Source organism: Streptomyces sp. ADI95-17 (assembly GCF_003846175.1).
Taxonomy (GTDB): Bacteria; Actinomycetota; Actinomycetes; order Streptomycetales; family Streptomycetaceae; genus Streptomyces; species Streptomyces sanglieri.
In genome coordinates, this window is the sequence record NZ_ML123045.1 from 969,038 (window position 1) to 982,986 (window position 13,949).

The 13,949-nt window shown below is 70.6% G+C and carries 10 protein-coding genes; 6 read left to right on the forward strand and 4 right to left on the reverse strand.

The window, feature by feature from the left end; genetic code table 11:
• Window positions 1–164: 164 nt before the first annotated feature.
• Entirely contained in the window at window positions 165–3,314 is a 3,150-nt protein-coding gene (gene ileS, locus EES42_RS12420; protein WP_124718183.1) for an isoleucine--tRNA ligase, read from the reverse strand.
• A 540-nt stretch (window positions 3,315–3,854) separates the two neighbouring features.
• On the opposite strand from ileS, the gene EES42_RS12425 reads away from it, so the two are divergent.
• The 4 genes from EES42_RS12425 to EES42_RS12440 are packed head-to-tail and all read left to right on the forward strand — an operon-like array spanning window position 3,855 to window position 6,778.
• Entirely contained in the window at window positions 3,855–4,673 is an 819-nt protein-coding gene (locus EES42_RS12425) for a TraR/DksA family transcriptional regulator (protein WP_124718184.1), read from the forward strand.
• A gap of 58 nt (window positions 4,674–4,731) precedes the next feature.
• The gene (lspA, locus tag EES42_RS12430; protein ID WP_124718185.1) at window positions 4,732–5,334 is read left to right on the forward strand and encodes a signal peptidase II; all 603 of its coding nucleotides are present in this window, start codon (window positions 4,732–4,734) and stop codon (window positions 5,332–5,334) included.
• A gap of 23 nt (window positions 5,335–5,357) precedes the next feature.
• Window positions 5,358–6,299, forward strand: coding sequence for an RluA family pseudouridine synthase (locus EES42_RS12435; protein ID WP_124718186.1), 942 nt, complete (start codon window positions 5,358–5,360; stop codon window positions 6,297–6,299).
• The gene (locus EES42_RS12440; RefSeq protein ID WP_124718187.1) at window positions 6,296–6,778 is read left to right on the forward strand and encodes a GNAT family N-acetyltransferase; all 483 of its coding nucleotides are present in this window, start codon (window positions 6,296–6,298) and stop codon (window positions 6,776–6,778) included. Before EES42_RS12435 ends, EES42_RS12440 begins: the two co-directional genes overlap by 4 nt.
• A 13-nt stretch (window positions 6,779–6,791) precedes the next feature.
• Here the strand turns inward: EES42_RS12440 and EES42_RS12445 are convergent, their stop codons facing one another.
• The gene (locus EES42_RS12445) at window positions 6,792–9,107 is read right to left on the reverse strand and encodes a glycosyl hydrolase family 95 catalytic domain-containing protein (RefSeq protein ID WP_124718188.1); all 2,316 of its coding nucleotides are present in this window, start codon (window positions 9,105–9,107) and stop codon (window positions 6,792–6,794) included.
• 240 nt (window positions 9,108–9,347) lie between these two features.
• On the opposite strand from EES42_RS12445, the gene EES42_RS12450 reads away from it, so the two are divergent.
• On the forward strand, window positions 9,348–10,934 hold the full coding sequence (locus EES42_RS12450; RefSeq protein ID WP_124718189.1) for a Na+/H+ antiporter: 1,587 nt from the start codon (window positions 9,348–9,350) through the stop codon (window positions 10,932–10,934).
• A 33-nt stretch (window positions 10,935–10,967) separates the two neighbouring features.
• Here EES42_RS12450 and EES42_RS12455 read toward each other — a convergent pair whose 3' ends face one another.
• A complete protein-coding gene (locus tag EES42_RS12455) occupies window positions 10,968–12,089 on the reverse strand; it encodes a mechanosensitive ion channel family protein (protein WP_124718526.1) in 1,122 nt (373 codons plus the stop codon).
• 37 nt (window positions 12,090–12,126) lie between these two features.
• On the opposite strand from EES42_RS12455, the gene EES42_RS12460 reads away from it, so the two are divergent.
• Window positions 12,127–12,705 (forward strand): dienelactone hydrolase family protein, encoded by a 579-nt coding sequence (locus EES42_RS12460; RefSeq protein ID WP_124718527.1) that lies wholly within the window; start codon window positions 12,127–12,129, stop codon window positions 12,703–12,705.
• Window positions 12,706–12,747: 42 nt separating this feature from the next.
• Here EES42_RS12460 and EES42_RS12465 read toward each other — a convergent pair whose 3' ends face one another.
• Window positions 12,748–13,716: a zinc metalloprotease gene (locus EES42_RS12465; protein ID WP_124718190.1), complete on the reverse strand. Its 969-nt coding sequence runs from the start codon at window positions 13,714–13,716 to the stop codon at window positions 12,748–12,750.
• Window positions 13,717–13,949 lie beyond the last annotated feature (233 nt).

The following is a 13,949-nucleotide window of genomic DNA, read 5'->3' on the forward strand; positions in this document are numbered from 1 at the left end:
CGGGCTGGAAGCGACGTCGGGACGGGGGAGCGACGCGTCGGGCGGGGTGGAGGCGAGGTTTCGGGACCGCGTGGGAGCGAGGTGCCGAGAGGCTGAGGGGACGGCAGGAGGGCCCGGGCGGACTGGTTTCTGGTGTCCGGCCGGGCCCTCCTGTTGTTCGCGGGTTACTGCTCCGTCTTGCGGAGGCGGAACGCCAGGGCCAGGCCCTCGTCCTCGAACGGCTCGCCGTACGTCGGGTCCGCCTGGCCCTGGGCGTAGTCCAGGGCCAGGACCTCGTCCGCGATCAGGGCCGCGTGCTCGGTCAGGGCCTCCACCGTGGCGGGGGAGGCCGACGTCCAACGGACGGCGATGCGGTCGGCGACGTCCAGGCCGCTGTTCTTACGGGCCTCCTGGATGAGGCGGATCGCGTCACGGGCGAGGCCCGCGCGCCGCAGCTCCGGGGTGATCTCCAGGTCCAGGGCGACCGTCGCGCCCGAGTCGGACGCCACCGACCAGCCCTCGCGCGGGGTCTCGGTGATGATCACCTCGTCTGGGGAGAGGGCGACCGTCTCACCGTCCACCTCGACCGAGGCCGTGCCCTCGCGCAGGGCCAGCGAGAGGGCCGCCGCGTCGGCGTTCGCGACCGCCTTGGCCACCGCCTGGACGCCCTTGCCGAACCGCTTGCCGAGCGCCCGGAAGTTCGCCTTCGCGGTCGTGTCGACCAGCGAGCCGCCGACCTCGGAGAGCGAGGCCAGCGAGGAGACGTTCAGCTCCTCCGTGATCTGGGCGTGCAGCTCGGGGGAGAGCGTCTCGAAGCCGGACGCCGCGACCAGGGCGCGGGACAGCGGCTGACGGGTCTTCACACCGGACTCGGCGCGGGTGGCCCGGCCCAGCTCGACCAGGCGGCGGACCAGAGCCATCTGCGTGGAGAGGGCGGGGTCGATCGCCGACAGGTCCGCCTTCGGCCAGGTGGAGAGGTGGACCGACTCGGGGGCGTCCGGAGTGACCGGGACGACCAGGTCCTGCCAGACCTGCTCGGTGATGAACGGGGTGAGCGGGGCCATCAGCCGGGTCACCGTCTCGACGACCTCGTGCAGGGTCCGCAGCGCCGCCTTGTCGCCCTGCCAGAAGCGGCGGCGCGAGCGGCGTACGTACCAGTTGGACAGGTCGTCGACGAAGGCGGACAGCAGTTTGCCGGCGCGCTGGGTGTCGTAGCCCTCCAGAGCCTGCGTGACCTGGTCCACCAGCGCGTTCAGCTCGCTCAGCAGCCAGCGGTCCAGGACCGTGCGGTCCGCCGGGGCCGGGTCGGCCGCGGACGGCGCCCAGTTCGATGTACGGGCGTACAGGGCCTGGAAGGCGACCGTGTTCCAGTACGTGAGGAGCGTCTTGCGGACGACCTCCTGGATGGTGCCGTGACCGACGCGCCGCGCCGCCCACGGGGAGCCGCCGGCCGCCATGAACCAGCGGACCGCGTCGGCGCCGTGCCGGTCCATGAGCGGGATCGGTTCGAGGGTGTTGCCCAGGTGCTTGGACATCTTCCGGCCGTCCTCGGCGAGGATGTGGCCCAGGCAGACCACGTTCTCGTAGGACGACTTGTCGAAGACCAGGGTGCCGACCGCCATCAGCGTGTAGAACCAGCCGCGGGTCTGGTCGATGGCCTCCGAGATGAACTGCGCCGGGTAACGGCTCTCGAAGAGCTCCTTGTTCTTGTACGGGTAGCCCCACTGCGCGAACGGCATCGAGCCCGAGTCGTACCAGGCGTCGATGACCTCCGGGACGCGGTACGCCTCCAGCTGGCAGTTCTCGTGCGTGCAGGTGAACGTGATCTCGTCGATGAACGGGCGGTGCGGGTCGAGGCCCGAGAGGTCGGTGCCGGCCAGCTCGCCGAGCTCGGTGCGGGAGCCCACGCAGGTGAGGTGGCCGTCCTCGCAGCGCCAGATCGGCAGCGGGGTGCCCCAGTAGCGGTTGCGGGACAGCGCCCAGTCGACGTTGTTGTTCAGCCAGTCGCCGAAGCGGCCGTTCTTGACGGAGTCCGGGAACCAGTTGGTCTTCTCGTTCTCCTGGAGCAGCCGGTCCTTGATTGCGGTCGTGCGGATGTACCAGGACGGCTGCGCGTAGTAGAGCAGCGCGGTGTGGCAGCGCCAGCAGTGCGGGTAGCTGTGCTCGTACGGGACGTGCCGGAAGAGCTTGCCGCGGGCGGCCAGGTCCTCGGTGAGCGCCTCGTCGGCCTTCTTGAAGAAGACCCCGCCGACCAGCGGCAGGCCCTCCTCGAAGGTGCCGTCGGGGCGGACCGGGTTCACGACCGGCAGACCGTAGGAGCGGCAGACGACGAGGTCGTCGGCGCCGAAGGCGGGGGACTGGTGGACCAGACCCGTACCGTCCTCGGTCGTCACGTACTCGGCGTTGACCACGTAGTGCGCCTCGGCGGGGAAGTCCACCAGGGTGAAGGGGCGCTCGTAGGTCCAGCGCTCCATCTCGCGGCCGGTGAAGCTCTCGCCGGTGGTCTCCCAGCCCTCGCCCAGCGCCTTCTCGACCAGCGGCTGCGCGACGACGAGCTTCTCCTCGCCGTCGGTCGCGACGACATAGGTGACGTCGGGGTGCGCAGCGACGGCGGTGTTGGAGACCAGGGTCCAGGGGGTGGTCGTCCAGATGAGCAGGGAGGCTTCGCCGGCCAGCGGGCCGGAGGTGAGGGGGAAGCGGACGAAGACCGACGGGTCGACGACCGTCTCGTACCCCTGGGCCAGCTCGTGGTCGGAGAGGCCGGTGCCGCAGCGGGGGCACCAGGGGGCGACACGGTGGTCCTGGACCAGCAGGCCCTTGTTGAAGATCTCCTTCAGCGACCACCAGACCGACTCGACGTACTCGGGGTCCATCGTGCGGTACGCGTCGTCGAGGTCGACCCAGTAGCCCATGCGGGTCGTGAGGTCGGTGAACGCGTCGGTGTGGCGGGTCACGGACTCACGGCACTTGGCGTTGAACTCGGCGATGCCGTACGCCTCGATGTCCTTCTTGCCGTTGAAGCCCAGCTCCTTCTCGACCGCGAGCTCGACCGGCAGTCCGTGGCAGTCCCAGCCGGCCTTGCGGCCGACGTGGTAGCCCTGCATGGTCCGGAAGCGGGGGAAGACGTCCTTGAAGACGCGGGCCTCGATGTGGTGGGCGCCGGGCATGCCGTTGGCGGTGGGCGGGCCCTCGTAGAAGACCCACTCGGGGCGTCCCTCGGACTGTTCGAGGCTCTTGGCGAAGACCTTGCTGTCGCGCCAGAAATCGAGCACGGCGTGCTCCAGCGCGGGCAGGTCGACCTGGGCGGGTACCTGGTGGTACTGCGGCGATGTCATGGGCGGACTTCCTCCGGCGGACGTTTTCCACTTCCGTCGGAGGGACGAGGGCCTCATCGGCTCCCGCGGTACCACCCTCCTTGGCCCCGGGTGTGCGCCCGTGGCCCCCTCATTGGGGCGCGATGCCGGTTCTACTTGCCTGGCGGCGTTCTTCCGACGGCTCCGGGTGATCTTCACGACGCGCTCGCCCCCGGGCTTCCACCGTCCCCGGGTCGCTCCTGGCTGCGTACGACGCTACTCGTCCCATCCACGCCTCTCGCTGAGGCCAGTGTACGGGCCCGTACGGGGGACGGCCGACCGGTTTAACGCGGCGGACGGGGCATGACCCGAATGGCCAGACGCGGGTGCACGGAGTCCGGGAGGGGCGTGCGGAGGCGGATTACCCGGCCGTGAGCTGGGCACAACGGATGCAGGCAGGTCGGGATCCGGGCGCGGGGAGGAGCGATTCGGCGGCGTGCCCCGTTGCCGCGGGGCTGGGGTCGATTTATCGTCCCAGCACGATTCGCGTGCAAGATCACAATATGTGAAGGGGCCGCGGCCATGGTGGCGAAGAAGACCGCCGCAAAGAAGACGGCGTCGGCCGGATCCACGGGCGCGGCGGCCGGGGAGACGGGTGGCGACGCGGGCATGGAGACCGTCCCGGAGGCCGGTGCGACGAAGACCGCCGCGACGAAGGCCGCGGCGGGGAGAACCGCCGCGAAGAAGACGGCGTCCAGGAAGGCGGCGGCCGTCGAGCAGGCGGACGCCGGGCACGAGGCGCCGCTCAAGAAGGCACCTGCGAAGAAGAGCGCAGCCAAGAAGGCTTCGAAGAAGGCCGCCGACGCGGCCGAGGGGGCGGCCGAGGCCGCCGGGAAGACGGGAGCCCACACGGTGGTAGCCAAGAAGAGCGCGGCCCGGACCCGCACGGCCGGCACGGGCGGGGCGCCCGTGCCCCCGGCCCGCGGGGCCGCCGCGACAGCCCCCGGCGAGCTGGCGGTCCGGCCGGGCGAGGACCCCTGGACCCCGGAGGAGGTCGCCGAGGCGCGGGCCGAGCTGAGCAGCGAGACCTTGCGGCTGCGCAGTGAACTGGAGGCCGCGAGCGCCGCGCTCGCCGGGCTGATGCGCGACTCCGGCGACGGCGCGGGTGACGACGAGGCGGACACCGGCACCAAGAACATCACCCGCGAGCACGAGATGTCGCTCGCCGCCAACGCCCAGGAGATGCTGGAGCAGACCGAGCGGGCGCTGGCCCGGCTCGACGCCGGGACGTACGGACTGTGCGAGATCTGCGGCAACCCGATCGGGAAGGCGCGGATGCAGGCGTTCCCGCGCGCCACGCTCTGTGTCGAGGACAAACAGAAGCAGGAGCGACGCGGTTGATCCCGGGCGGTGTGTCGTACCCTCGTCCTCAGTCAGGAACCTAGGTTGAGGGATTCACGTGGCAGAGGCGGAGCGCATCATCGGTACGCCGGACATCCCCGATGCTGAGGGGACAGAAGGGGACGAGGCCGCGGACCGGGCCGAGGGACAGGTCGAGGAGACCGCCCCGGGCAGGGGCAAGCGCAAGATCATGGTGCTCTTCGCCGTGGCCGTGCTCGCCTATCTCCTCGACCTGAGCAGCAAGATGATCGTGGTCGCGAAGCTGGAGCACCACGAGCCGATCGAGCTCATCGGCGACTGGCTCCAGCTCAGCGCGATCCGTAACGCCGGCGCCGCGTTCGGCATCGGCGAGGCGTTCACCATCATCTTCACGTGCATCGCGGCGACCGTCATCGTGGTGATCGCCCGGCTCGCGCGCAAGCTCTACAGCCTGCCGTGGGCCATCGCGCTCGGCCTGCTGCTCGGCGGTGCGCTCGGCAACCTCACCGACCGCATCTTCCGCGCCCCCGGCACCTTCCAGGGCGCGGTGGTGGACTTCATCGCCCCTGCTCACTTCGCCGTTTTCAACCTCGCGGACTCCGCGATCGTCTGCGGCGGCATCCTCATCGTGATCCTTTCCTTCAAGGGCCTGGACCCCGACGGCACCGTGCACAAGGACTAGTGCCGGCAAGGCATACTCGACAGGTGAGTACGTATCCCGAGGTCCGAACCCTGCCCGTACCCGACGGTCTGGAGGGCGAGCGTGTCGACGCCGCCATCTCCCGGATGTTCGGTTTCTCCCGCACCAAGGCCGCCGAGCTGGCGGCCGCCGGGAAGGTGCAGGTGGACGGCTCGGTGGTCGGGAAGTCCGAGCGGGTCCAGGGCGGGGCCTGGCTGGAAGTGGAGATGCCGCAGGCGCCCGCTCCCGTGCAGATCGTCGCCGAGCCCGTCGAGGGCATGGAGATCGTGCACGACGACGACGACATCGTCGTGATCGTGAAGCCGGTCGGCGTCGCCGCCCACCCGAGCCCCGGCTGGACCGGCACGACCGTCATCGGCGGTCTCGCCGCCGCCGGGTACCGGATCTCGACGTCCGGCGCCGCCGAGCGCCAGGGCATCGTCCACCGCCTCGACGTCGGCACCTCCGGCCTGATGGTCGTCGCCAAGTCCGAACGGGCCTACACCCTGCTGAAGGCGCAGTTCCGCGACCGGGTCGTGGAGAAGAAGTACAACGCGCTGGTGCAGGGCCACCCGGACCCGATGAGCGGCACCATCGACGCCCCCATCGGGCGCCACCCCAACCACGACTACAAGTGGGCCGTCACGGCCGAGGGCAAGCCCTCCGTGACGCACTACGACCTCATCGAGGCCTACCGCTCCGCCAGCCTCCTGGACATCAAGCTGGAGACGGGCCGTACGCACCAGATCCGGGTGCACATGTCCGCCCACCGCCACCCCTGCGTCGGCGACCTCACCTACGGCGCCGACCCGACGATGGCCAAGCGCCTCGGCCTGACCCGGCAGTGGCTGCACGCCGTCCGGCTCGGCTTCGAGCACCCGTCCGACGGCAGCTGGGTGGAGTTCACCAGCGGCTACCCGGACGACCTCCAGCAGGCCCTGGACAAGATCGCGGCGGAGAGCGAATGACCTCGGAGCCCGCCCCGTACACCACGCGCACCGTCGTCGACGAGCAGGACCTCGCGGCCTGCTTCCTGGTCCGCAAGGCCGTCTTCGTCGGTGAGCAGGAGGTGCCCGAGGAGATCGAGTACGACGAGCTCGACGCGGTCGCCCTGCATGTCGTCGCCGTCGCGGCGGACGGCTCGGCGCTGGGCACCGGGCGGCTGCTGCACGGTCCGGCCGCCGCCGGCCGGACCGGCGGCGACCCGGCCGTCGGCTCGCTCGGCAGGCTCGCGGTGACCAGGGAGGCGCGCGGCCTCGGGGTCGGTGGCGCGCTGGTCCGGGCCATCGAGGACGCGGCCCGTGGGCTGGGTCTGGACGCCGTCGACCTGCACGCCCAGACCCATGCGCTCGGCTTCTACGAACGCCTCGGCTATGTCGCGTACGGCCCCGAGTTCCCGGACGCGGGCATCCCCCACCGGGCGATGCGCCGAGCCCTGCGGGACTGAGGCGCGGACAGCCCTACCCCGGCAGGCCCCAGCGGGTCCACGTGCCGTTCGACGGCACGTCGCGCGGGACCGTCCGCGGGCGGGGAGCGCCCCGCGGAGTGATCACCGCCGTGGCGCCGCGCGGCAGGGCGAGCGTGATCCGGCCCGGCCCGGTCTCCCGCCAGCGCAGGGGGCGCCCGTGCGCGTCCCGTACCTCGATCCGGCCCGTGACCGAGTGGTCCAGGGTCAGCGGTGCGCCCGCCTCGCTGTGCACCCGTACCCAGCGCGTGGCACCGCCCGAGCGGTCCGCGTCCACCAGGAAGGCGCCCTGGGTGCGCAGTGACGCGATCGAGGCGTCCGCCCAGCGCGCCGAGACGGACGGGAAGACCTTCACCACCCCCTCGTGGCTCTGCACCACCATGTCGAGCATCGACTGAGCAGCGGACAGCGGGCTCTCCAGGGCCAGGTTCCTGCCCTCCCGGTACATCGTGTTGACCGTCATCGCGCAGTCCGCGACCACGTTCAGATCGGTGAAGAAGGTCAGGAAGTCGAGGGCCTTCTCCGGCTCGTCCATGGTTGAGTACATGGACGAGGCGGTGGCGTAGCTGTAGCCGTGCCACAGCTCCTGCATGGAGACCCAGTGGTCCATGGAGCGCCGCATCACCTCACGGTCTTCCGCCCGGTCCCAGCTCCGTTCGCGCAGCGGGTACAGCCACAGCAGGTGCGAGTGGTGCCGGTGCGAGCCCGCCAGCGGGACGTCCTTGCCGATCATGACGCCGGCCGCCGGGTCCTCGGCGTACGGGGCGAGGCGCCGCTCGATGTCCTGCCAGCGCTTCAGCCTCGGATCACCGTTGCGCAGCAGCTGCGCCGAGGCGATCAGGGTGCGCACTCCCCAGCGGATCAGCGAGAGGTCGTAGGTGCAGTCCGCGGCGTTGGCGTACTCGGGGGAGCGGGTCTCCGGCAGGTGCAGCCTGCCGTCCGGGCCCTCGTGCAGGAAGTGCGCGTAGAAGTTGATGGCCTTGGCGAGGATCGGGTACACCACGTCGCGCAGCACCGGCAGGTCCATGGAGTGCCGGTAGGACTGCCAGACGTTGTGCAGGGCCCAGGTGAGATTGCCGAAGTTGTCGGAGACGTGGGAGGAGCCGGGGGCGCCGACGTCGTAGGTGTCGCCCGCGCGCAGCTGCCAGTCGGAGGGGTGGCCCAGCGCGTAGCTCTCGCCGTCGCGGTAATCGGCCGGGACCGAGGTGGGGAGGTGGTGCTCGAAGCGGCGGAACGCGCCCGTCACCGAGTCGAGTTCGGGGTGGTTGGAGCCGTGGATCGGGGCCATGCCGATCTGGACGTTGAGGTTCCACCAGACCGCGGTCCAGTTGTTGCCGACCTCGGGGAACCAGGGACCCCATTCGGAGATCGTCGGGCCGTCGGCCCTGGTCGACGCGGCGAGCTTGTAGAGCTGGATGAGGTAGAAACTCTGCAGCCGCTTGTCCGGCACGGAGAGGAAGCTGCGCCGGTAGTACGCGTGCCACCAGCGGCGGTGCCGCTCCACCAGCCGGTCCGGTTCGGTGGCCAGGGTGCGGTCCACGGCCCGCAGCGCGTCGGCCGTCGCCTCGGACACCCGGCCGGGGAAGCGGTACACGAGGTGCGCGGCGAGCAGCCGGCCGGTGCCCTCGCGCCGCTCGCGCCAGGCCGTGGTCCAGCCGCCGCCGGCCAGCAGCGGTTGCTCGACGAAGCCGTCGCCGGTGCGGGGATCCGGATTGGGCGTGTAGTCCTCGGGCCTGCCGCTGGTACGGGTGGTGGCGGCCCGCAGCCACTGGAAGCTCCAGGCCGCGGACTCCTCGCCGGGGGTGGGGCGGGTGGAGACCAGCAGGGCCCCGGTGTCGTTGTGGACCAGGGCGGAGAAGGCCAGCGAGCCCCGGGTGGTGGTGACGGTGCCGTGCAGTTCGGCGTCGTACAGGTCCAGCGTCCAGTCGACGTCGGTGATCTCCCCGGCGAGGGTCAGGGTGAAGTACCCGACGGGGAGGCGGGAGAAGCCGATGCCGCCGCGCCACTGGCCGCGCTGGTCCTGCACCTGGCTGTGACTGATCATCAGCTTCAGCGTGTTCGCGGTCGTCCCGGCGTACAGCTGGGCGCCGAGCTGTCCGTTGGCGAGGAACGGGGCCTCCTGCCAGCCTGTGGGGAGCGTGCGCCAGGTCATCGCGGCGTCGCGGACGGTCCGCTCGTGGATGTCGATGTCCGGATGCTCCGTCGGTACGGGGCCGGCCGCCGCCCATGCGGTACGGGAGCCGGCCAGCCAGAGTGCGGATGTTCCGGCAGCGGCGGTGGAGACGAAATGCCTTCGGGAGAACGCGGTCACGGGGTCTCTCCTGCCAGTCATGTACGTGGTGAGAGTTCTTGTCCTTGAATCACGCACGCCGCATACTGCCCGCCCCGAGGAGGCAGCGGAAGAGGTTCGACCGCAGATACATCGGAGGAATGCTGGTCGAGGAGGCGGGAATCGGGGGGTGTTGTCTGGATTACGGGCCCTGCGTGGCAGGCTTTGACTCCAGTTCCGCCGATCACAGGGATCGGTGCCCCGCCCCCCGGAAGGCCTCCCGTGGACCAAATGGCACTGCTCCTCCTGCTGTTGCTCGGGGCTGTGGTCACGGTGCCACTGGGGGAGCGTCTGGGGCTGCCCGCGCCGGTGCTGATGACGCTCGCCGGGGTCGGCATGGCCTTCCTCAGCTTCGTGCCGAATGTGGACATCCCGCCCGAGATCATCCTTCCGGCGCTGTTGCCGCCGCTGCTCTACGCCTCTGTGCAGCGAACCTCCTGGCGGCAGTTCGCCGCCAATAAACGACCGATCTTTCTGCTGGCCGTGGCGCTGGTCTTCGTCACGACGGCAGCGGTCGCCGCGGTCGCCAACGCGATCGTCCCCGGGCTGCCCATCGCAGCGGCCGTGGCGCTCGGCGCGCTCGTCGCCCCGCCCGACCCGGTCGCGGCGACGGCCGTCGCCGGATCGGTCGGGCTGCCGCGCAGGCTCGTCTCCATCCTGGAGGGCGAGGGCCTGTTCAACGACGTGACCGCGATCGTGCTGTACCACGTGGCGATCGCCGCCGCGGTGAGCGGCAGCTTCTCACTGCCGGAGGCCTTCGGGCTGCTGATCCTCTCCGCGGTGGTGGCCGTGGCGGTGGGGCTGGTGCTCGGCTGGCTCACCATCAAGCTCATGGGGCTGCTCGGCGACGCCACGCTCCAGGTCGGCCTGACCCTGCTGGTGCCGTTCGTGAGTTACGTGCTCGCGGAGGAGCTGATGGGCTCCGGCGTCCTCGCCGTGCTGACCACCGCGCTCTTCCTCGCCGAGCACACCGCCGACGCCGACGACGTGCTCGGCAGGCTCACCGGCCGCACCTTCTGGGAGATCGTCGACACCCTTGTCACCGGTGTCGCCTTCGGGCTGATCGGCCTCGAACTGCACAACGTCTTCGGCACGGCGGACGGGCGCGAACTCCAGATGCTGGGCTGGGGACTCGCCGTGGTCGTGGTCGTCGTCGGCGTACGGCTGCTGTATCTGCTGCCGGCCACCTGGCTCGCCAAGCGGCTGCACACCCGGCGCGACGTCAGCGAGGAGATCCCCACCAGCTGGCGGGAGACCGTCGTCATGTGGTGGGCCGGGATGCGCGGAGTGGCCTCGGTCGCGCTGGCGCTGGCGATCCCGCTGGAGACGGACGACGGGAAGCCGTTCCCGGGCCGCGACGAGATCGTCTTCATCGCCTTCGCGGTGATCATGGCCACGCTCGTCGTGCAGGGGCTCACCCTGCCGTGGCTGGTCCGCAAGCTCCGGGTCAAGGCGGACACGGACGCCGAGGAGGCCCTGGAGAAGGACCTCGCGATCCGCGCCGCGAAGGCCGCGAAGCAGCGCCTCAAGGAGATCCAGGAGGTCGAGGAGTTCCCGGACGAGGTCACCGAGCGGCTCCAGCGGCTGGCGTACGACGTGGGGGCGCGGATCAGTCCCGACATGGTCGACGACGAGCGCCGCGAGGCGTACGCGAAGCGGGCCGAGCGCTTCAAGGCGGTCAGCCGGGTCCAGCGCGAGATGATGTCGGCCGCCCGCCACGAGGTGCTGTCGGCCCGCAACGAGGCCGGGGCGGACCCGGAGATCGTCGACCGGGTACTGCGCCAGCTGGACGTCCGCAGCCTGCGGTGAGACGGGACCGGCAGCACGGCCGGCCGCTCCCCGTCAGCCGAGTCCCGTGCGCGGTGATCTGTCCAGGTCCGACGGCCTCCCGTGCGCCGGGCGGTGCGGATCCGGCCACTTCTCGGGCGGAAGCACCGCGGGCGCCGTCGCGACCTTCGGCAGCGCGTACGGATGGTGGTCGCGCAGCCAGCCGATGAGCTGTTCCCGTACGGCACAGCGCACCGTCCAGATGTCGCCCGAGTCCTTCGCCGTGACCACGGCGCGGACCAGGATCGTCGACGGTGTGGTGTCGGTGACGGCCAGGGACCAGTCACGGCCGTCCCAGGCGGCGCACTCGCCCAGGATGTCCCGCAGCTGCTCGCGCATCGCCTCGATCGGGGCCGAGTGGTCCAGATGCAGGAAGACCGAGCCCGTCATCTGCGCACCACCGCGCGACCAGTTCTCGAACGGCTTGCTGGTGAAGTACGAGACCGGCATCGTGATCCGACGCTCGTCCCAGGTCCGCACCGCGAGGAAGGTCAGCGTGATCTCCTCGATCGTGCCCCACTCGCCGTCCACCACCACCGTGTCACCGATGCGCACCATGTCGCCGAAGGCGATCTGCAGCCCCGCGAAGAGATTGCCGAGCGTCGACTGGGCGGCCACGCCCGCGACGATGCCGAGCACACCGGCCGAGGCCAGCATCGAGGTGCCGAACGTCCGCATCGCCGGGAACGTCAGCAGCATCGCGCCGATGGCGACCACCGCCACGATCGCGGTGACCACCCGCTGGATCAGCGTCACCTGGGTCCGCACCCGCCGCACCCGCGCCGGGTCCGGGGTGTTCGCGGCGTACCTCGCGTAGAGGGAGTCGACGACGGCCGTCGCGATCCGCACCACCAGCCAGGCCGAGGCCCCGATCAGCACCAGCGACAGGACCTGACCGATCCCCGCCCGGTGATCGTTGATCAATTCGAGCCGGGTGTGGGTGTACGAGCCCCGCAGCAGCGCCGTGCACAGCGTCAGCTGGAGCGGTATTCGGCAGCGCCGCAGCAGCCCCCACAACGGTGTGTCGGGGTGCCGGCCGTCGGCCCGTCTGAGCAGCAGATCGACCAGCCAGCCGACCAGCAGCGTGATCAGGACCGAGCCGCCGACGACGACCAGCGGGCGCAGCACGTTCTCCATCCCGTCGTTCTCCATGCCCTCGACCGTAGCTGGCACCATGGGTCTCATGAACATCATGCTTTTCCACTCGACGTACGGTCTGCGCCCCGCGGTGCACGCGGCGGCCGACCGGCTTCGTGCCGCCGGGCACGAAGTGCAGGTGCCCGATCTTTTCGAGGGGCACACGTTCGACACCGTCGAGGAAGGCCTGGCCTTCAAGGAAGAGGTGGGCAAGGACGAACTGCTCAGGCGGGCCGTGCTGGCCGCCGCGCCCTACTCCGACCGGGGCCTGGTGTACGCCGGTTTCTCGTTCGGTGCCTCCACCGCGCAGACCCTGGCACTCGGCGACGAGAAGGCCCGCGGTCTGCTGATGTTCCACGGCACCTCGGACATCGCCGAGAACGCCTCCGTGGACGAGCTGCCCGTACAGCTGCACGTCGCCGACCCGGACCCGTTCGAGACGCACGACTGGCTGAACTCCTGGTACCTGCAGATGCAGCGGACCGGCGCCGATGTCGAGGTCTACCGCTACCCGGGCGCCGGCCATCTCTTCACGGACCCCGAACTGCCCGACTTCGACCGGGCGTCGGCCGAGCTGGCCTGGAAGGTCGCGCTCGGCTTCCTCGCCACGCTCTGACGCGGGGAGGGGCCCCGCACCGCGCGGGGCCCCTCGGACGGATCAGCCCCGGTAGGCGGTCCAGCTGTCGCTCATCCGCTGCACCTGGCCCGCGGTGAACTGGGTCATGCACGAGTCGTAGGTGTAGTCCATGAAGTTGTGGATCGGGTCGACCCCGGTCTTGTTGGTGCAGGTGTCCCGCCCGGTCGGGCACTCGTACGCGGCGCTCTTCTCGGCCGGGGTGTCGGCGACGTAGTCGCCGTTGCCGTTACAGCCGCCCTGGAAGGTGTGGTAGAGCCCCATCCAGTGGCCGACCTCGTGGGTGGCGGTGTCGCCCTCGTTGTAGTTGGTGGCGGAGCCGCCGGGCAGCGAGGCGTCGAGCATGACCACGCCGTCGTCCGAGGGGTTGGACTTGTACGAGCTGGGGAAGGTGGCCCAGCCCAGCAGACCGCCGCCGAGGTCGGCGGTGTAGATGTTGAGGGCGTTCGCGCCGCCCTTGCGCAGCGAGGACTTCATGGCCGTCTCGGCGGCGGAGCCCGGGGAGACGCCGTTGTACCAGGAGCTGTTGTCCGTGTAGTCCGTGCCGGCCAGCGTGAACTGGAAGCCGGAGTTCGTGTTGCCCGAGCCCTGTCCGCTGTAGGCGGCGTTCAGGACGCTCATCTGGCTGCTGATCGCCGACGCGCTGAGCTTGCCGGTCGTCCCGGAGTGCACGACGTGGAAGTAGACCGGGATGGTCGCGCCCGCGGCGAGCGAGGGGCCGCTGACCCGGCGGTCCGCGAGTCTCTGCTTCAACTGCGCGTCCATGGCCTTGGCCTGGCTCGCGGTCAGCTCATTGGGGTCGTCGGTGTGGGCGGCGCCGGCGGGGCGGGCCTCGCGCGCCGTGGCGCCGGCGCCGGCCTCGTCCCCGCACTTCTGGGCGGCGGACGCGGAGCTCTTGGGGGCGGCCGAGGCGGCGGAGCCGGAGGGAGCGGAGAGCGGTGCCAGGGCCAAGGTTCCGGCCAGGACGGCGGTGCCGATCGCACGGTTTCGCATACGCGGCGATATAAGGACAAGAGCGCGCACGTGGACTCCTCGCGGATGTCTGGGGGAGGCATTTCCTCACCCGCCGCCGGGAGATTACGTGCGCATGTCAGGCCCCGAGGAGGAATGATCAGGCCCAATCGGCTATTTACCAAAGGGTGGAAACCGGGCGGAATCTTCTTCGTGTTCCAGAGTTTGAGACAGCGACGTAACCGTAGGCGTTACCCCGGCGGGTGGTGTGTCCC

Bases quoted from the DNA above. Each gene is read 5' to 3' on its own strand.
- EES42_RS12455 (WP_124718526.1), bottom strand. From the start codon at position 12,089: ATGGAGAACGTGCTGCGCCCGCTGGTCGTCGTCGGCGGCTCGGTCCTG.
- EES42_RS12440 (WP_124718187.1), top strand. From the start codon at position 6,296: ATGACCTCGGAGCCCGCCCCGTACACCACGCGCACCGTCGTCGACGAG.
- EES42_RS12425 (WP_124718184.1), top strand. From the start codon at position 3,855: ATGGTGGCGAAGAAGACCGCCGCAAAGAAGACGGCGTCGGCCGGATCC.
- ileS (WP_124718183.1), bottom strand. From the start codon at position 3,314: ATGACATCGCCGCAGTACCACCAGGTACCCGCCCAGGTCGACCTGCCC.
- EES42_RS12460 (WP_124718527.1), top strand. From the start codon at position 12,127: ATGGGTCTCATGAACATCATGCTTTTCCACTCGACGTACGGTCTGCGC.
- EES42_RS12465 (WP_124718190.1), bottom strand. From the start codon at position 13,716: ATGCGAAACCGTGCGATCGGCACCGCCGTCCTGGCCGGAACCTTGGCC.